Here is a 17,259-nt window from a genome sequence, read left to right as displayed (position 1 = left end):
GTCACCGGATGAAAAGTTTGCCCGCCGCGCAACCCGTCGCGGCACACCCTGAGGAGCGCCTGCCCGGCGTGGTGGCGGTCACCGCCCAGACCCTGCCCGAGCAGGTCAACGCCCTGGCCCGTGCGCGTAATTTTGCCGAGCCGCTGATCGCCGACGAGGTGCTGGACACTGGCGAAAACACCCTGGCCCATGCCGATGCTGTGGCTGCCATCCTGCGCGTGGTGGGCGGCTCCGAGGCCATGCAGGCCGCCAGCTACCTGGTCCACGCCTGTGTGCACCTGAACAAGCCGCAAGAAGTCATTGCCAAGGCCTTTGGGGCCAACTTCGCTGCGCTGGCGGTAGAGACCACGCAATTGATGCGCGTGCAGCGCCTGTCGCGCGGGGCCGAAACCTCGGCCCACCTGGTGGACGACCCGGCGGTGCAGACCGAAAACGTGCGCAAGATGCTGTTGGCTTTTTCGCGCGACCTGCGGGTGGTGATGCTGCGCCTGGCCTCGCGCCTGCAAACCCTGCGCTTCTGCGCCGCCAGCAAAACCCCGGTGTCGCCGGGGCTGGCGCGCGAATCGCTGCAGGTGTTTGCGCCGCTGGCCAACCGGCTGGGCATCTGGCAGATCAAGTGGGAGATGGAAGACCTGTCGTTCCGCTTCATCGAGCCCGACACCTACAAACAGGTGGCACGCCTGCTGGACGAAAAGCGGGTGGCGCGCGAAGCCAACATGGAGCATCTGCGCGCCAGCCTGGAGGCTGAGCTGGCCAGCCAGGGTATCAAGGCAGTTGTGCAGGGCCGACCCAAGCATATTTACAGCATCGTCAAAAAGATGCGCGGCAAGTCGCTGGGCTTCGAGCAGTTGTTTGACATCCGCGCCCTGCGCGTGATCGTGCCTAGCGTGCCCGACTGTTATGCCGCTTTGGGCTGGGTGCATGCCCGGTTCGTGCCCATGGCCGAAGAGTTTGACGACTACATCGCCAAGCCCAAGGGCAACGGCTACCAGTCGCTGCACACGGTGGTGCAGCAAATGGTGGACGGCGTAGCCTGCCTGCCGATCGAGATCCAGATCCGCACCCAGGCCATGCACGACCATGCCGAGCACGGCGTGGCCGCCCACTGGGCCTACAAAGAGGCGGGTACCAAGGGCTACGCCGGGGTGTCGGCCAGCGGCGAGTACGACGCCAAGATCGCTGTACTGCGCCAGCTGCTGGCCTGGGAGCGCGATCTGTCCGGGGCCGCGCCCCAAAGCGCTGACGTGCTCAGCGACCGCATCTACGTGCTGACGCCCGATGCCGCGGTAGTCGAGCTGCCCGCGGGCTCCACCGCCGTGGACTTTGCCTACAGCGTGCACACCAGCCTGGGCCACCGTTGCCGGGGTGCCAAGGTGGACGGCGTGCAGGTGCCGCTGAACACCCCGCTGCAAAACGGCCAGACGGTGGAAATTACCGCCGCCAAAGAGGGGGGGCCGTCGCGCGACTGGCTCAACACCGAGCTGGGCTACCTCGTCAGCCACCGTGCCCGGGCCAAGGCCCGTGCTTGGTTCAACGCCGCCGCCATGCACACCACGGTGGCACGTGGCCGGGAGGCAGTGGAAAAACTGCTCCAGCGCGAAGGTAAAACCGCCATCAAGCTCGACGATCTGGCCGCCCGGCTGGGCTTCAAATCGGCTGACGACCTGTTCGAGGTGGTGGGAAAGGACGAGTTTTCGCTTCGCACCATCGAGACACTGCTGCGTCCGCCCGAGCCAGTGCTGGCCCCGGACGACTACCTACTGCTCAAGAAAACCCGCACTTCCGAGAGTTCGCCCAAAGGCGGCGTGCTGGTGGTGGGCGTGGAGTCGCTGATGACGCAGCTGGCCAAATGCTGCAAACCCGCACCGCCGGATGCCATTTTGGGCTTCATCACGCGCGGCAAGGGGGTCAGCATCCACCGCGCCGATTGCAGCAATTTCCGTGAAATGTCGGTACGCAATGGCGAGCGGGTGATCGAAGTGGAGTGGGGCAGTGGCAAAAAAGAAGGGGCTTCCGTGTACCCGGTGGACGTGTCGGTGCAAGCCGCCGACCGCCAGGGTCTGTTGCGTGACATCTCTGAGGTCTTTACCAAAGAAAAAATGAACGTCATTGGCGTGCAAACCCAGTCGGTCAAAGGCACGGCCTGGATGACCTTCACCGTGGAGGTGGCCGATGCCGCCCGCTTGACCAAGGTGCTGGGCGTGGTGTCGGATGTGGCGGGCGTGCGTTCGGCCCGGCGGCGGTAAAAAGGGCGAGAAACGATGCTATACTAGCGCTCTAAAGTAGTTTAGCTTTAGGCGCGTAGCTCAGCTGGTTAGAGCACCACCTTGACATGGTGGGGGTCGATGGTTCGAGTCCATTCGCGCCTACCAAATTTAAGCCCTGTACATCAGTGATGTACAGGGCTTTTGGTTTTTTGGCCCCTGTTTTTAGGGTAATCCTTGAAGCATTCTGCGCGGTGGCTTTTTAGAATATGTTGCAGTGCAGTAAAGTGCTTCCTTACGCCGCCAACGCCACGAAAACACCACGAAAGACAGCAGTGCCCAGTCATTCTCCGAACAGTGCGCCGAACGATCACCGCGTCATCAAGAAATACCCTAACCGTCGCCTCTACGATACGGATACGTCGACCTATATCACCCTGGCCGAGGTCAAAAAATTGGTCATGGAGCGCGAGCCTGTGCAGGTGATTGATGCCAAGACCGGCGACGACCTGACCCGCGCCATCCTGCTGCAAATCATCCTGGAAGAAGAGGCCGGTGGTGCGCCCATGTTTACCGAGCAGGCGCTGGCCAACATGATCCGCTTCTACGGCAACACCATGCAAAGCTTTCTGGGTCCGTACCTGGAAAAAAACGTGCAAACCTTTGTCGATTTACAGTCCACCATGGGTGAGCAAGCCAAGGGCATGACTCCAGAGGCTTGGGCGCAAATGCTGAAATTGCAGTCGCCCGCCATGCAGGGGATGATGGGCAGCTACGTCGAGCAATCCAAGAGCGTCTTTGTGCAAATGCAGGAGCAAATGCAAAAACAGACTGCCCAAATGCTGGGCAGCTTTGGCCTGAAACCCTAAAATTTTTGAGGGCGGCGACAATACGGGGATGATCGAAGCACTATCCCCCCCATTAGCCCCTAACAAAATACCTAAAGTCGGGTTCGTCAGCCTGGGCTGCCCCAAGGCCTTGACCGACTCCGAATTGATCCTGACCCAGCTCAGCGCCGAAGGCTACCAAACCTCCAAGACCTTTGAAGGTGCCGACTTGGTGATCGTCAACACCTGCGGTTTCATCGACGATGCCGTCAAGGAAAGCCTTGACACCATTGGTGAGGCGCTGGCCGCCAATGGCCGCGTCATCGTCACCGGTTGCCTGGGTGCCAAAGCGGGCGATTCCGGCGGCAACCTGGTGCGGCAAATGCACCCCAGCGTACTGGCCGTTACCGGCCCCCACGCCACCCAAGAGGTGATGGATGCCGTGCATGCCAATCTGCCCAAGCCGCACGACCCGTTTATGGACCTGGTGCCCAACGCTTTTGGCACGGCGGGCATCAAGCTCACGCCCCGGCACTACGCCTATTTGAAGATCAGCGAAGGCTGCAACCACCGCTGCACCTTTTGCATCATCCCGTCGATGCGCGGCGATCTGGTGTCGCGCAATATTGGCGACGTGCTCAGCGATGCCAAGGCTTTGTTTGAAGGCGGCGTAAAAGAGCTGCTGGTGATCAGCCAGGACACGTCTGCCTACGGTGTGGACGTGAAGTACCGTACCGGTTTCTGGGATGGCAAGCCTGTCAAAACCCGCATGCTGGAGCTGGTGCAAACCCTGGCCGACATCGCCGAGCCCTATGGTGCCTGGGTGCGTCTGCACTACGTGTATCCGTACCCCAGCGTGGACGAAATCATTCCGCTGATGGCCACGGGCCGCGTGCTGCCGTACCTGGATGTGCCTTTGCAGCACAGCCATCCCGACGTGCTCAAACGCATGAAGCGCCCGGCCAGCGGCGAAAAAAACCTGGAACGCATCCAGCGCTGGCGCGAAGCCTGCCCGTCGTTGGTGATCCGCAGCACCTTCATCGCCGGTTTTCCAGGCGAAACCGAAGAAGAATTTGCGCATCTGCTGGATTTCATGCGCGAAGCCCAGATCGATCGCGCAGGCTGTTTTGCCTACAGCCCGGTTGATGGCGCTGCCGCCAACGACATTCCTGGCATGCTGCCCTTCGAGCTGCGTGAAGAACGCCGCGCCCGTTTCATGGCCGTGGCCGAAGAAGTGTCTGCCGCGAAGCTGCTCAAGCGCGTGGGCGCCACCATGCAGGTGCTGGTGGATTCCGCACCCGGCATGGGTAAAAAGGGCGGTATTGGCCGCAGCTACGCCGATGCGCCCGAGATCGACGGCATCGTCCGCCTGTTGCCGCCCGAAAAAATCAGCAAAACCTTGAAGGTGGGTGAGTTCACCAAGGCCCGCATCGTGGGCACGCAAGGCCACGACCTGGTGGCGTTGCCGATCTAAGTTGCGCCTGGCTTGCCTGATCTGCATCTGGCAAGCCAAAAAAGGGGCAAAAAAAAGCCGCTAACAACGTTAGCGGCTTTTTTTTGTAAGGTGTGGTGCCCAGAACTGGACTCGAACCAGCACGCCTTGCAGCGCTGCGACCTGAACACAGTGCGTCTACCAATTTCGCCATCTGGGCCCACGAAACTCTCACAATCTGCAATTGGTATTTTGCAGATTTTTAACCAGAAAAAAACCGTCATGGGCATAGCGGTTTTTTCAAGATAAGGTGTGGTGCCCAGAACTGGACTCGAACCAGCACGCCTTGCAGCGCTGCGACCTGAACACAGTGCGTCTACCAATTTCGCCATCTGGGCCCACAAGTTAAAGTATAACATGGGAAAAATAGCGGTTTTGACCTGTGGGCCGAAGGCTTGTTGAAACACCTGCTTTTTCTGAACTACGCTACGGCTCTGCTACCCTTTGGGCATTCCAGTCTGTAAAGAGAGAATACTTATCAAAACGACCAGCCACACCAGCGGCCTGCTGGACGAGATCGAAGGCACCATCCAGGGTCACCGCGATGGACATGGGTTTGTACTGCGCGACGACGGCGAGTCTGACATCTACCTGCCTTCCAACGAGATGCGCGCTGTGCTGCACAAGGACCGGGTCAAGGTCCACATTGTGCGCAGCGACCGCAAAGGTCGCCCTGAAGGTCGGGTTGTGGAAATTGTCGAGCGCCCCCCGCAGCCCATCATTGGCCGCCTGCTGCAAGAAAGCGGCATCTGGCTGGTAGCCCCTGAAGACAAGCGCTACGGCCAGGATGTGTTGATTCCCAAAGCTGGTATCGGCAGCGCCAAAGCCGGGCAGGTGGTGGTGGTTGAGCTGACCGAGCCGCCCGCCTTGTTTGGCCAGCCCGTGGGCCGTGTCAAAGAGGTGCTGGGCGAGGTGGACGACCCCGGCATGGAAATCGAAATCGCGGTGCGCAAATACGACGTGCCGCATATTTTTTCCGATGCCTGTATCGCCCTAGCCCGCACCCTGCCCGACAAAGTGCGTCCCCTAGACAAAAAGAACCGCGTCGATCTGACCGATGTACCCCTGGTCACCATCGACGGCGAAGATGCCCGCGACTTTGACGATGCCGTCTACTGCGAACCCGCCAAAGTGGGCCGTGGCAAGGGTTGGCGCCTGCTGGTCGCGATTGCCGACGTGAGCAACTACGTAGAAACTGGCTCGGCCATCGACGTGGATGCCTACGACCGCGCCACCAGTGTGTACTTTCCGCGCCGCGTGATTCCCATGCTGCCCGAAAAGCTGTCCAACGGCCTGTGCTCGCTGAACCCCGACGTGGAGCGTCTGTGCATGGTCTGCGACATGCTGGTCACGGCCAAGGGCGATGTGCACGCCTACCAGTTCTACCCGGCGGTGATGTTCAGCCACGCGCGCTTTACCTATACCGAAGTGGCAGCGATTCTGGCCAACACCCGCGGCCCCGAGGCCGTGCGCCGCAAAGACCGCGTCACCGACCTGCTGAACCTGCACGATGTGTACCAGGCCCTGCTGGTGGCTCGCAAGGTGCGCGGCGCGGTGGACTTTGAAACCGTCGAGACCCAAATCGTCTGCGACGAAGGCGGCCGCATCGAAAAGATCGTGCCACGCACCCGCAACGAAGCCCACAAGCTGATCGAAGAAGCCATGCTGGCCGCCAACGTGTGCAGCGCCGACTTCATCGCCCAGGGCAAGCACCCCGGTCTGTTCCGCGTGCACGAAGGCCCCACGCCCGAGAAGATCGAGATTCTGCGCAACTATCTGAAAGCCACCGGTATCGGCATGTCGATCAGCGACGACCCAAAGCCGGGCGAATTCCAGGCCATTGCCAACGCCACCAAAGACCGTCCCGACGCGCAGCAAATCCACTCCATGCTGCTGCGCTCCATGCAGCAGGCGATCTACACGCCCATGAATGGCGGGCATTTCGGGCTGGCATTTGAGGCCTATACCCACTTCACCAGCCCGATCCGGCGCTACCCCGATTTGCTGGTGCACCGCGTCATCAAGGCCATCCTGGCGCACCGCAAGTACCAGTTGCCCACCTTGCCGACCCCCGGCGAGGCGCATGCCAAGCTGGCCAAACGCCTGAGCAAGGGCGCGGCCTCCAAGCTGCAGGGCAAGGTCGGCGAGCCCGACATGAAGATCAAGAAGGTCAGCCCTGAAACGCTGGCCTGGCAGGCAGCGGGTCTGCACTGCAGCGCCAACGAGCGCCGTGCCGACGAGGCCAGCCGCGATGTGGAAGCCTGGCTGAAGTGCAAATACATGCGCGAACACCTGGGCGAGGAGTTCGGTGGCACGGTCACCGCCGCAACCGGTTTCGGCATCTTCGTCACCTTGGACGCGATGTACGTAGAAGGCCTGGTGCACATCACTGAGTTGGGTGGCGAGTACTTCAAGTTCGACGAAGCCCGGCAAGAGCTGCGCGGCGAGCGCACCGGCATCCGCTACGCCATCGGCACGCGCGTGCAGGTCCAGGTGAGCCGCGTCGACCTGGATGGTCGCAAGATCGACTTCCGTCTGATCCGCGAAGGCGAAGAACTGGTCAACCGCGCCATGAAAGACAAGGGCGTGCAGCGCGAAGGCGGCAACCGGTCGGGCGGTGATGCCCCTGCACCCAAGCGCTCGGGCCGCAAAGCCGGAGCCGGTGCGCCCCGCGACCGCGACCACGCCGAGCGCGGGCCGATCCAGGCCAGCGCCGCCGCCAAAGCCCCGGGCAAGGCCCCCGTCAAGGGTGGCGCGGCCAAGAAGAAAACCCGTACCCGCCGCTAAAGGACACTAGGTCATGGAAAAGCATCCCAAAGTCGCCATCGTCACCGGTGCAGGCAGCGGTATTGGCCGCGCGGTCGCCCTGGCGCTGCTGGCCGATGGCTACAGTGTTGCGCTGGCGGGCCGGCGTGCGGAACCCTTGCAAGCGGTGGCGCTGGAGTCGGGTGCTGCAGAGCGTGCGCTGGCTGTGCCCACCGACGTGACCGACCCCGCTGCCGTGCAGGCCTTGTTCGAGACGGCGGTAGCCCAGTTCGGCCGGCTCGATCTGCTGTTCAACAACGCGGGCACTGGCACACCCGCCGTGCTGCTCGAAGACTTGAGCTTGGCCCAGTGGCAGAGCGTGGTGAATGTCAATTTCACCGGTATGTTTTTGTGTATCCAGCAGGCGTTTCGGGTGATGAAGGCACAAAGCCCGCAGGGTGGTCGCATCATCAACAACGGCTCTATCTCCAGCAGCACGCCGCGCCCGAATTCCATCGCCTACACCGCCACCAAGCACGGCGTGCGCGGCATGACCAAGACCGCCGCACTGGATGGCCGCAAGTACAACATCGCGGTAGGACAGATCGACATCGGCAACGCCGCCACCGACATGACCAAGCGCATGACCACAGGCGTCCTGCAGCCCAATGGCGAGATGGTGGTCGAGCCGGTGATGGACGTCGCCATCGTCGGCAAGTCGGTGCTCTACATGGACAGCCTGCCGCTGGAGGCCAACGTGCTGTTCCACACCGTCATGGCCACGAAGATGCCCTTCGTCGGCCGGGGCTAGCTCACGGTTAAAGCTGCGCCAGCGCGCTGGCTGTCAGCGGCTGGCCCGCAGGCCAGTCGTCCGCCGCCAGCCCATGCGCGTACACCGCCTCGCAGGCGGCGGCCACCGCGTACTGGCCCATGGCCAGCCGGGCACCCACCATGCCGGCCAGCACATCCCCTGTTCCCGCCGTTGCCAGCCGTCCATTGCCGGTGGGGTTGATGCAGGGAATCTGGCTGGGTGCAGCGATGACCGTGCCCGAACCTTTCAACACTGCCACGCAGGCGAAGCGGTCGGCCAGTTGCTGGGCGGCACCCAGTCGGTCGGCCTGGATCTGGGTGGTGCTGCAACCCAGCAGGCGCGCGGCTTCCAGCGGATGCGGTGTGAGCACCGTGGGCAGGCCCTGGGCGGCACGGGCGCGCAGCTGGGCCTGCAGGGCGGTGTCGGTGGCGATGGCGTTCAGCGCGTCGGCATCCAGCACCAGCCGGGCCGTCTCGGCCAGCACCAGGGGCAGCAGGGCGCGTACCGCTTCGCCACCGCCACAGCCGCATACGACTGCCAGGGCATGCAAGGCCAGGGCGCTGGGGGCGCGGAACATCAGCTCGGGCTGCTGTGGGTGCACGCCCAGGCTGCCACCGTCCAGCAGGCCCACAAAGACCCGCCCGGCCCCCGTGTGCAGCGCGGCGCTGGCGGCCAGCAAGGCGGCACCGGCCATGCCCGGCGCACCGCCGAGGATGGCCACGTCGCCGTAGCTGCCTTTGTGGCTGGCATGGGTACGGCAGGCGGGCACGGGCGCGCCAATCAATTGGGCGGTGGACACGTTGCCTGCGCTAATGCCCAAATCGGCCAGCCAGACTTGGCCGGCGTTGTCACGGCCGTGGCCGGTAAACAGGCCGGGCTTGAGGCTGAGCAGGCACAGCGTATTTTGTGCATAAATTGTGCCGCTACCGCTTATTTCATCTGCACTGTTAGCTATTGATTGAATAGCAAAATTACCGGTGTCGGCCTGCAGCCCGGTGGGCAGGTCGATGGCCAATGTGGGTGCGGGGCTGGCGTTCATGGCGGTAATCCATGCGGCCATGGTGCCAGCCGGGGCGCGGCTACTGCCGATGCCCAGAAGTGCGTCGATGCACAGGTCCCGGGCGGTCAGGGTGGTGGGTGGCGCATCGGCAAAGAGCACGCCTGCGGCGCGGGCGCGGGCCAAGGCGGCCAGGCTGTCGGCGGGGGCGCTAGCCTCTGTGCCCAGCCAAGTCACTAGTACGGTTTTGCCGCGCAGGTGCAGTTGGATGGCGGCCTCCAGCCCGTCGCCGCCGTTGTTGCCGGGGCCGCAGGCGATCCAGATCGTGCGTGCATGCGGGGCCAAAGCTAGGGCCAGCCGGGCCACGGCCAGCCCGGCGCGCTGCATCAGCGTGTGGGGCGGCAGCTGGGCCATGGCGGCCTGCTCGATGCGGCGCGTGGCGGCGGTGTCGAACAGGGGGTGGGCACGGTCAGGGGTGATGCGTTGCATGCCCCGATTGTGCGGGTTCAGTGCCGCAGGCGCTCCAGCCCCAAGCCTTCCATGTCTAGCTCGGGCGCGCAGCCTGCCACCAAGTCGGCGGTGGCGCGGGCGCTGCCGCTGGCCAGGGCCCAGCCGTAGGCTCCGTGGCCCAGATTCAGCCACACGCCGGGCAGGCCGCTGGGGCCGACCAGCGGTGGGCCGTCGGGTAGCATGGGGCGGGCACCTTTCCAGATTTGCACATTGCTGGCCAGCTGGGCCGCACCGGGGAACCAGTCGTACAGCACTTTGTACAGGCGGGCGATGGCGGCTGGGTTTTTGGTGTCGGCGCGGCTACCCATCTCCATGCCGCCCGCCACGCGTACGCGCTGGCCCATGCGGGCGATGGAAATTTGGTACTGCTCATCCACCACGGCGCTGACCGGTGCGTTCAAGGGTTCGCGGATGTGGGCCGACAGCGAATAGCCGTGCACCGCCGCCAGCGGAATCTGCACGCCCAGCGGCTTGAGCAGGGCGGCTGAAGCCAGCCCGGCGCACACCACCACCGCGTCGAAGCGGCGCGGCGTGGCTTCATTTGCTATTGAAACCGTAGCTGCTGGTGCAGGCTCTATATGCGCTACCGTGCGATTGAACTCAAATTGCACGCCCAACTGCTGGGCTGCCGCCTTGAGCTGCATGGTGAACTGGCGGCAGTTGCCCACGGCATCACCCGGCAGGTGGATGGCGGCGGTGAGGGGGGTGTCGGTGTGCAGGGCCGGTTCGCGCCGGCGGGCGGCGGCTGCGTCGATCTGTTGCCAGGCCACGCCTGCGTCACGCAGCAGTTGCAGGCCGGGCTGCGCCTGGGCCAGCGCGCTGTCGGTGCGCAGCAGCAGCAGGCTGCCTTCGCTGCGGTCGTAGTCGAGGTGCAGGCTATGCGTCAGGGATTGCAGGCGCTCTGTGCTGTAAGCGGCCAGGCGCTGCAGTCGGGTGTGCTGCGCCAGGTAGGCGGCGGGTTGGCTGGCGCGCCGCCATTTCCACAGCCAGGCGAGTTCGCTGCCGGTCAGGCCCCAGCCCAGTTGGAGCGGGGCGTTGCGGCTGAACAGGCCTTTGGCGATGGCACCCAGCATGCCGGGGGCCTTCCAGGGGGTGATGGTACCGGGAGCCAGCAGGCCCGCGTTGGCAAAGCTGGCTTCTTCGGCGGCGGCGCTGCAGCGTTCATAAACGGTGACCTGGTGGCCGTCGGCGGCCAGTTCATACGCGGTGCTGGTACCCACTACACCCGCGCCAATCACGGCGACTTTCATGCGGCACACGCTCGCATCTTCTCAAACAACATGGAAAACCTAAATTTATATAAAAAATGCCGTTAGCGCATATAAAACCTGCGCTGGTAGCTATTAAAACTGTAGTGTAGCCTCGGCCTGTAAAGCCAGGTTCAGAATGGTGTCGTCGTGCAGAGCGGCGTGCCACAGCATCAGGCCCACGGGCAGTTCGTCTGCCGTGTGGCAGGGCAGGGAGATGGCGCAGCCGTCCAGCATGTTCACCACGCCGGGGTTGCGCAGCAGCAGGCCGTTAGTGTGGAAGAAGGCATCGTCGCGCTCCATGCCGGGCGCCACATTGGCAATGGGCGGCGCCACGATGGGCACGGTGGGCGACAGCACGGCATCAAAGCCCAGCAGCCGGACTTCCATTTTGGCGATCCAGCTGCTGCGGGCGGCAACCAGCTCAGAGTATTCAAAGGCGCGCATGTGCGCACCCCGCTCAATGCGGGCCAGCACGCGTGGGTCGTAGGCGGCGCGGACATGGCTGCCGCGTGCCAACAGCGGGCGGTGCCAGATGTAGGCTTCTACCGCCGCGAAGCCGCCGGTGGCTTGGATGGCGTGCAGTTCGCGCACTTCTTCCAGTGGAATTTCCACCAGCGTGGCCCCGGCATCGCGCAGGCGTTGCAGGGCGCGCTCGAACGCACGGGCCACCGTGTGGTCCAGGTTGTCCAAAAAGACGCTGCGCGCCACGGCCAGCCGGTAGCTGGACAGCGGGGCCGCGCTACGCACCACTTGGCGCTGGGCCAGGATTTCGTGTGCCAGCACTGCGTCACGCACCGTGCGGGTCAGGGCGCAGACCGTGTCTAGCGTGCTGGACAGCGGCACCGCACCGGCGGTGGGCACCAGGCGGGCAGTGTTCTTGAAGCCGACGATGCCGTTCAGCGCGGCCGGGATGCGGATCGAGCCGCCGGTGTCCGATCCCAGCCCGATATAGGCCGCCCCGGTCGCCACCGACACTGCTGCGCCGGACGACGAGCCGCCTGGCACGCGCGCAACCGGCCCGTGCATGCGGGCCCCGGCGGCCTGGTCGTAGCGCCCGTCCCAGGCGGCAGGTGTGCCGAAATGCGGGTTCACGCCCACGCCCGAAAAGGCGAACTCCGTCATATTGGTGCGCCCCAACAGGCTGGCACCTGCCGAGCGCAGCCGCGCCACGGCCGGGCTGTCTGCCAAGGCGGCTACATGGTTGGCCATGGCCGTGGAGCCCGCGGTGCTGGTGTCACCGGCCACGTCGAACATGTCCTTGATCGATACCGCCAGCCCGCCCAGGGGGCTATTGGCCATGCCAGCCTGCTCCGCGTGGGCCTGCGCCGTGTCGAAACGGGACTGCAAAAAGACATTGCTGCAGGCGGACGACTGGGAAATGGCAACCGACTTTGCCATCTCCGCGGCCGAAGTGCTGTGCCCGGACTGCAGGGACTGGAGGGTGGAGATGAGGTCTGGGCGCATGCGGGGAATCTACTGTGAATAGGGAGTGTGCTAGACTCCTTGGGTTTTGCTGATCGGTCAAACGCGTATCAATGGGTACAGGCTGTTCTCGCAGAACAAATCGCAAACCAGTCCATCAAGGTGTTGCCCTGTGATATTTTCATATATCACAGTGGCAAATCGGACTGGATTTTAGACGCAACCTTAAGGAAAATACCATGTCCGTCAACATGCGCGAAATGCTCGAAGCCGGTGTCCATTTCGGCCACCAAACCCGTTTCTGGAACCCCAAGATGGCCCCGTTCATCTTCGGTCACCGTAACAAGATCCACATCATCAACCTGGAAAAATCGCTGCCGATGTTCCAGGAAGCGACCAAGTTTGCCAAGCAACTGACCGCTAACCGTGGCACCATTTTGATGGTCGGCACCAAGCGCCAAGCCCGCGAAATCGTCGCCGGCGAAGCTGCCCGTGCAGGCGTGCCTTTCGTCGACCAACGCTGGCTCGGCGGTATGCTGACCAACTTCAAAACCGTCAAGACCTCGATCAAGCGCTTGAAGGACATGAAGATCCAACAAGAAGCCGGTCTGGACGCAATGAGCAAAAAAGAACAGCTGATGTTCGCTCGCGAAATGCTGAAGCTGGAAAAAGACATCGGCGGCATCCAGGATATGGTCACCTTGCCTGACGCGATCTTCGTGATCGACGTGGGCTTCCACAAGATCGCCATCCTCGAAGCCCGCAAGCTGGGCATCCCTCTGATCGGCGTGGTCGATACCAACCACTCCCCAGAAGGCATCGACTACGTGATCCCTGGCAATGATGACTCCTCCAAGGCTGTTGCTCTGTACGCCCGTGGCATCGCCGACGCGATCATCGAAGGCCGCAACAGCGCTGGCAATGACGTGGTCAAGGCCGTGGCAGCTGCTGAAAGCGCCGACGAATTCGTGGAAGTGAACGAGGCTGCTGCAGCCTAAGCGTTCCCCATGGCGCGGCGTACCGCTGCGATCAAAGAGGGGCGCAAGCCCCCTTTTTTTTAACCAATTTTGTTTTGAAGACGGAGAAATATATGGCTGCAATTACCGCAAGCATGGTCGCTGAACTGCGTGGCAAAACCGACGCTCCCATGATGGAATGCAAGAAGGCATTGACCGAAGCCGAAGGCGACATGGGCAAAGCCGAAGAGCTGTTGCGCGTCAAGCTGGGTAGCAAGGCGGGCAAGGCCGCTTCGCGCATCACCGCCGAAGGCGTGGTCACCAGCTACTTTGACGGCACCACCGGCGCACTGCTCGAAGTCAACTGCGAAACTGACTTCGTGACCAAGAACGACAGCTTCCTGGCGCTGGCCCAGGGCGCGGTCGAATTGATCGCCAAGAACAACCCTGCTGACGTGGCTGCCCTGAGCGCCTTGGCCTACACCCAGGACGGTTTCGGCCCCACCCTGGAAGATGTGCGCAAGGGCCTGATCGGCAAGATCGGCGAAAACATGACTTTCCGTCGCTTCAAGCAGTTCAGCACCGGCGCTAAGCTGGCCGGCTACCTGCACGGCACGCGCATCGGCGTGGTGGTTGAGTTTGAAGGCGACGACGTGGCTGCCAAAGACGTGGCCATGCACATTGCCGCCATGAAGCCCGTGGCTTTGTCCAGCGCCGACGTACCTGCCGACCTGATCGCCAAAGAGCGCTCGGTGGCAACTGCCAAGGCCGCAGAAGACGCTTCGGTGGCTGTGGCCGCTGGCAAGCCGGTCCAGTCCGACGAAATCGTTGCCAAGCGCATCGAAGGCGGCGTGCAAAAGTACCTGAAGGAAGTCTCGTTGTTCAACCAGTCTTTCGTCAAGAACGACAAGCAAACGGTTGAGCAAATGCTCAAGGCCGCTAGCACCACCGTAAAAGCATTCACCATGTTTGTGGTGGGTGAAGGCATTGAGAAGAAGGTCGACGACTTCGCAGCCGAAGTGGCCGCCCAAGTGGCTGCTGCCAAGGCAACGGCATAAGTTCTCTGACTCTGTACTGACCTATTTTGTCCCTACCATTGCCTACTTTCCCACCATTACGAGGACTCGCCCTATGACCCAAGCCCAACCAGCCTATAAGCGTATTTTGCTCAAGCTGTCGGGGGAGGCGCTGATGGGCGACGACCAGTTCGGCATCAACCGCGACACCATCGTGCGCATGGTCGAAGAGGTTGCCGAAATCACCCGTTTGGGGGTGCAGGTGGCCGTGGTGATCGGTGGCGGCAATATTTTCCGCGGTGTGGCGGGCGGCTCGGTCGGTATGGACCGTGCCACCGCCGACTACATGGGCATGCTTGCCACGGTGATGAATGCGCTGGCGTTGGCAGATGCTATGAACAAGGCCGGTTTGACCGCCCGCGTCATGTCGGCCATCGCCATCGACCAGGTGGTCGAACCCTACGTGCGGCCCAAGGCCTTGCAGTACCTCGAAGAAGGCAAGGTCGTGGTGTTTGCGGCCGGTACCGGTAACCCGTTTTTCACCACCGACACGGCTGCAGCCTTGCGGGGTGCCGAAATCGGTGCCGAAATCGTGCTCAAGGCCACCAAGGTGGATGGTGTTTACACCGCCGACCCTAAGAAAGACCCCAGCGCGTCCCGTTACACCACGCTGACGTTTGACCAAGCGATGTCGCAAAATCTGGGCATCATGGACGCCACCGCCTTTGCGCTGTGCCGCGACCAGAAGCTGCCGATCAAGGTTTTCTCGATCTTCAAACACGGCGCGTTGAAACGCGTGGTGATGGGTGAAGACGAAGGTACGTTGGTTCACGCCTAATTCAGACCTTGGACTACTGAGGAGCATCAAAATGACTATCGCCGACGTTAAAACCAATTTGCAAGCCCGGATGGACCAGTCCATCGTGGCATTCAAGAACAATCTGTCCAAAATCCGCACCGGTCGCGCCAATCCTGGTCTGCTGGACACCGTGCAAGTGGACTATTACGGCTCCATGGTGCCGATCAGCCAGGTGGCCAATGTGTCGCTGATCGACTCGCGCACCATCGGCGTGCAGCCCTGGGAAAAGAACATGGCTGCCAAGGTCGAAAAGGCCATCCGCGACAGCCATCTGGGTCTGAATCCGGCGTCCATGGGCGACCTGATCCGCGTGCCCATGCCCGCCATGAGCGAAGAACGCCGCAAGGAGCTCACCAAGCTGGCCCGTACCGAAGGCGAAAGTGCCAAGATCATCGTGCGCAACGTGCGCCGGGATGCCAACGAAGCCATCAAAAAGCTGGTGAAAGACAAACTGGCCTCGGAAGACGACCAAAAGCGCGCCGAAGCAGACGTACAAAAATTGACCGACCGCTACATCGCCGAAGTCGATCAGTTGGTCGTAGCCAAAGAAGCTGACATCATGGCGGTCTAGGCCTGACAGCGCCGATGGCTACTCTCGTTCCCCACCACATCGCCATCGTCATGGACGGCAATGGCCGCTGGGCGAGCCGGCGTTTCATGCCGCGCCTAGCCGGGCACCACCAAGGCGGGGATGCGCTGCGCCGTTGCGTGCAGGCCTGCCTGGACCGGGGCGTGGGCGTATTGACCGTGTTTGCGTTCTCATCTGAAAACTGGGACCGGCCGGCTGAAGAAGTCTCGGGTCTGATGTCGCTGATGGTCAGCGTGCTGGCCAAAGAGGTGGTCAAGCTCAAGGCCAACGGCGCGCAACTGCACTTTGTGGGCAACCTGTCGGCCCTGTCCGACAAAGTGCGCAACGGCCTGTTGGCAGCCGAAAAAGAAACCGCGGACAACCGCAAGCTGGTGCTTAACATCTGCTTTAACTACGGTGGCCGCTGGGACATTGCCCAGGCCGCGCAGAAACTGGCTGCGGCGGGCGAGCCCATTACCGAAAAAAGCATGGACCGCGCCATGGCCCTGGCCCATTCGCCCGACCCAGACCTGCTGATCCGTACCGGCGGCGAATTTCGTATCAGTAACTTCCTGCTCTGGCAGGCGGCCTATTCCGAGCTGGTGTTCAGCGACAAACTCTGGCCTGATTTTGACGAAGCCGCGCTGGACGAGGCGATTGCCGTCTACAACGGCCGCGAGCGCCGATTTGGCAAAACCTCGGCGCAGGTGGCACCTGTCGCCGTTGGCCTGAATACCTGAGTTTTCCCTATGCTGTTGCAACGCGTTATCACGGCCCTGGTTTTGCTGGCCTTTCTTTTGCCTGCGTTGTTCTATCCGGCTCCTGAACCCCTGTGCCTGCTGGCCATCGTCGCGATTGCCGCCGCCACCTGGGAGTGGGGCCGCATGAATGGCATGTCGCAGCCCAAGTCGGTGGCGCTGGCCATGGCCATGGTGTTTACCTGCCTGCTGTCGTGGATCATGGGTCTGCTGACGGCCCATACGCCCACGCTGTGGACCATTGCCGGTGCGGCCTGGGTGCTCGTGGGCGGCTGGCTGCTGCGCAACGGGGTGAACGGCTGGGCGAACATCGACAAGGTGGTGCGCGGCATTGTCGGCTTTGCCGCCCTGTGGCTGGCCTGGCTGGCCATCTGTCAGGCACGGGTGATTGGCACCAACTTCTTGCTGTCGGTGCTGCTGCTGGTCTGGGTGGCCGATATCGGTGCCTACTTTGCGGGCCGGGCTTTCGGCACGAAATTCTTTAAAAACAAACTCGCCCCTGCCATCAGCCCCGGCAAAAGCTGGGAGGGCGTGTGCGGCGGCATGCTGGGCGTGCTGGTGCTGGCCGTAGCGTGGGTGTGGGCCGATAACGCCTGGGCCTCGCCGGTGGCCAGCCTGTACACCCGGCTGGCGCACCAGAGCGGTGTTCTGCTGGTGGTGGCCGCACTGTTTATGGCGGCGATGAGCGTGGTAGGGGACTTGGTTGAGTCGCTCATCAAGCGCAGCGCCGGGGTCAAGGACAGTAGCGGCCTGTTGCCCGGCCACGGCGGCGTGCTGGACCGGGTGGATGCGCTGTTGCCCACCCTGCCGCTGGCCATGATGCTGGCATCCATAGTCGGTTAAG

At 62.7% G+C, this 17,259-nt stretch carries 14 protein-coding genes and 3 tRNA genes; 12 read left to right on the top strand and 5 right to left on the bottom strand.

Translation table 11 applies throughout. From position 1 onward, the window contains the following. Positions 1-8 precede the first annotated feature (8 nt). The 4 genes from Q0T48_RS15510 to rimO all read left to right on the top strand — a co-directional run bounded on the left by Q0T48_RS15510 (position 9) and on the right by rimO (position 4,505). Positions 9-2,246 carry a bifunctional (p)ppGpp synthetase/guanosine-3',5'-bis(diphosphate) 3'-pyrophosphohydrolase gene (locus tag Q0T48_RS15510; RefSeq protein WP_295957748.1) on the top strand — a complete coding sequence of 746 codons (2,238 nt, stop codon included), beginning with the start codon at positions 9-11 and terminating at the stop codon, positions 2,244-2,246. 49 nt (positions 2,247-2,295) lie between these two features. After that, positions 2,296-2,372: transfer RNA gene (locus tag Q0T48_RS15505), tRNA-Val, on the top strand. Between the two features lie 167 nt (positions 2,373-2,539). After that, positions 2,540-3,073 carry a polyhydroxyalkanoate synthesis repressor PhaR gene (gene phaR, locus Q0T48_RS15500; RefSeq protein ID WP_295957746.1) on the top strand — a complete coding sequence of 178 codons (534 nt, stop codon included), beginning with the start codon at positions 2,540-2,542 and terminating at the stop codon, positions 3,071-3,073. Positions 3,074-3,101: 28 nt separating this feature from the next. Continuing rightward, complete coding sequence (gene rimO, locus Q0T48_RS15495) at positions 3,102-4,505, top strand: 30S ribosomal protein S12 methylthiotransferase RimO (protein WP_295957743.1); 1,404 nt, start codon at positions 3,102-3,104, stop codon at positions 4,503-4,505. Positions 4,506-4,598: 93 nt separating this feature from the next. Here rimO and Q0T48_RS15490 read toward each other — a convergent pair. Beyond that, positions 4,599-4,683 (bottom strand) — tRNA-Leu (locus Q0T48_RS15490). A gap of 93 nt (positions 4,684-4,776) precedes the next feature. Further along, a tRNA-Leu gene (locus tag Q0T48_RS15485) sits at positions 4,777-4,861 on the bottom strand. Between the two features lie 112 nt (positions 4,862-4,973). Here Q0T48_RS15485 and rnr point away from each other — a divergent pair. Then, positions 4,974-7,310: a ribonuclease R gene (gene rnr, locus Q0T48_RS15480; RefSeq protein ID WP_295957807.1), complete on the top strand. Its 2,337-nt coding sequence runs from the start codon at positions 4,974-4,976 to the stop codon at positions 7,308-7,310. Between the two features lie 13 nt (positions 7,311-7,323). Next, a complete protein-coding gene (locus tag Q0T48_RS15475; protein ID WP_295957741.1) occupies positions 7,324-8,079 on the top strand; it encodes an SDR family oxidoreductase in 756 nt (251 codons plus the stop codon). A gap of 7 nt (positions 8,080-8,086) precedes the next feature. On the opposite strand, the gene Q0T48_RS15470 is transcribed toward Q0T48_RS15475, so the two are convergent. From Q0T48_RS15470 to Q0T48_RS15460, 3 genes are all read right to left on the bottom strand, one after another. After that, positions 8,087-9,565 carry an NAD(P)H-hydrate dehydratase gene (locus Q0T48_RS15470; protein WP_295957740.1) on the bottom strand — a complete coding sequence of 493 codons (1,479 nt, stop codon included), beginning with the start codon at positions 9,563-9,565 and terminating at the stop codon, positions 8,087-8,089. Between the two features lie 17 nt (positions 9,566-9,582). Continuing rightward, positions 9,583-10,836, bottom strand: a complete 1,254-nt coding sequence (locus tag Q0T48_RS15465; protein WP_295957804.1) for a D-amino acid dehydrogenase — start codon at positions 10,834-10,836, stop codon at positions 9,583-9,585. A gap of 93 nt (positions 10,837-10,929) precedes the next feature. After that, positions 10,930-12,300 (bottom strand): amidase, encoded by a 1,371-nt coding sequence (locus Q0T48_RS15460; RefSeq protein ID WP_295957739.1) that lies wholly within the window; start codon positions 12,298-12,300, stop codon positions 10,930-10,932. Between the two features lie 197 nt (positions 12,301-12,497). On the opposite strand from Q0T48_RS15460, the gene rpsB reads away from it, so the two are divergent. The 6 genes from rpsB (at position 12,498) to Q0T48_RS15430 (ending at position 17,258) form a co-directional block, all read left to right on the top strand. Then, the gene (gene rpsB, locus Q0T48_RS15455) at positions 12,498-13,256 is read left to right on the top strand and encodes a 30S ribosomal protein S2 (RefSeq protein WP_295957737.1); all 759 of its coding nucleotides are present in this window, start codon (positions 12,498-12,500) and stop codon (positions 13,254-13,256) included. 92 nt (positions 13,257-13,348) lie between these two features. Then, positions 13,349-14,272 carry a translation elongation factor Ts gene (gene tsf / locus Q0T48_RS15450; RefSeq protein WP_295957736.1) on the top strand — a complete coding sequence of 308 codons (924 nt, stop codon included), beginning with the start codon at positions 13,349-13,351 and terminating at the stop codon, positions 14,270-14,272. 73 nt (positions 14,273-14,345) lie between these two features. Then, complete coding sequence (gene pyrH, locus Q0T48_RS15445; protein WP_295957734.1) at positions 14,346-15,068, top strand: UMP kinase; 723 nt, start codon at positions 14,346-14,348, stop codon at positions 15,066-15,068. A 31-nt stretch (positions 15,069-15,099) separates the two neighbouring features. After that, positions 15,100-15,660: a ribosome recycling factor gene (gene frr / locus Q0T48_RS15440; RefSeq protein ID WP_295957732.1), complete on the top strand. Its 561-nt coding sequence runs from the start codon at positions 15,100-15,102 to the stop codon at positions 15,658-15,660. Positions 15,661-15,674: 14 nt separating this feature from the next. Continuing rightward, positions 15,675-16,397 (top strand): polyprenyl diphosphate synthase, encoded by a 723-nt coding sequence (gene uppS, locus Q0T48_RS15435; RefSeq protein ID WP_295957730.1) that lies wholly within the window; start codon positions 15,675-15,677, stop codon positions 16,395-16,397. A gap of 9 nt (positions 16,398-16,406) precedes the next feature. After that, complete coding sequence (locus Q0T48_RS15430; protein ID WP_295957729.1) at positions 16,407-17,258, top strand: phosphatidate cytidylyltransferase; 852 nt, start codon at positions 16,407-16,409, stop codon at positions 17,256-17,258. The last annotated feature ends 1 nt before the right edge of the window (position 17,259 follow it).

It is taken from the genome of Rhodoferax sp. (assembly GCF_025354435.1).
In the GTDB taxonomy this organism is placed as follows: Bacteria; Pseudomonadota; Gammaproteobacteria; order Burkholderiales; family Burkholderiaceae_C; genus Rhodoferax_B.
The sequence above is the reverse complement of the archived record's forward strand: the minus strand, read 5'-3'. Positions and strand labels throughout refer to the sequence as shown.

Bases quoted from the DNA above. Each gene is read 5' to 3' on its own strand.
- Q0T48_RS15510 (WP_295957748.1), top strand. From the start codon at position 9: ATGAAAAGTTTGCCCGCCGCGCAACCCGTCGCGGCACACCCTGAGGAG.
- rimO (WP_295957743.1), top strand. From the start codon at position 3,102: ATGATCGAAGCACTATCCCCCCCATTAGCCCCTAACAAAATACCTAAA.
- Q0T48_RS15465 (WP_295957804.1), bottom strand. From the start codon at position 10,836: ATGAAAGTCGCCGTGATTGGCGCGGGTGTAGTGGGTACCAGCACCGCG.
- Q0T48_RS15470 (WP_295957740.1), bottom strand. From the start codon at position 9,565: ATGCAACGCATCACCCCTGACCGTGCCCACCCCCTGTTCGACACCGCC.
- Q0T48_RS15460 (WP_295957739.1), bottom strand. From the start codon at position 12,300: ATGCGCCCAGACCTCATCTCCACCCTCCAGTCCCTGCAGTCCGGGCAC.
- pyrH (WP_295957734.1), top strand. From the start codon at position 14,346: ATGACCCAAGCCCAACCAGCCTATAAGCGTATTTTGCTCAAGCTGTCG.
- uppS (WP_295957730.1), top strand. From the start codon at position 15,675: ATGGCTACTCTCGTTCCCCACCACATCGCCATCGTCATGGACGGCAAT.
- rpsB (WP_295957737.1), top strand. From the start codon at position 12,498: ATGTCCGTCAACATGCGCGAAATGCTCGAAGCCGGTGTCCATTTCGGC.
- frr (WP_295957732.1), top strand. From the start codon at position 15,100: ATGACTATCGCCGACGTTAAAACCAATTTGCAAGCCCGGATGGACCAG.
- Q0T48_RS15430 (WP_295957729.1), top strand. From the start codon at position 16,407: ATGCTGTTGCAACGCGTTATCACGGCCCTGGTTTTGCTGGCCTTTCTT.
- tsf (WP_295957736.1), top strand. From the start codon at position 13,349: ATGGCTGCAATTACCGCAAGCATGGTCGCTGAACTGCGTGGCAAAACC.
- Q0T48_RS15475 (WP_295957741.1), top strand. From the start codon at position 7,324: ATGGAAAAGCATCCCAAAGTCGCCATCGTCACCGGTGCAGGCAGCGGT.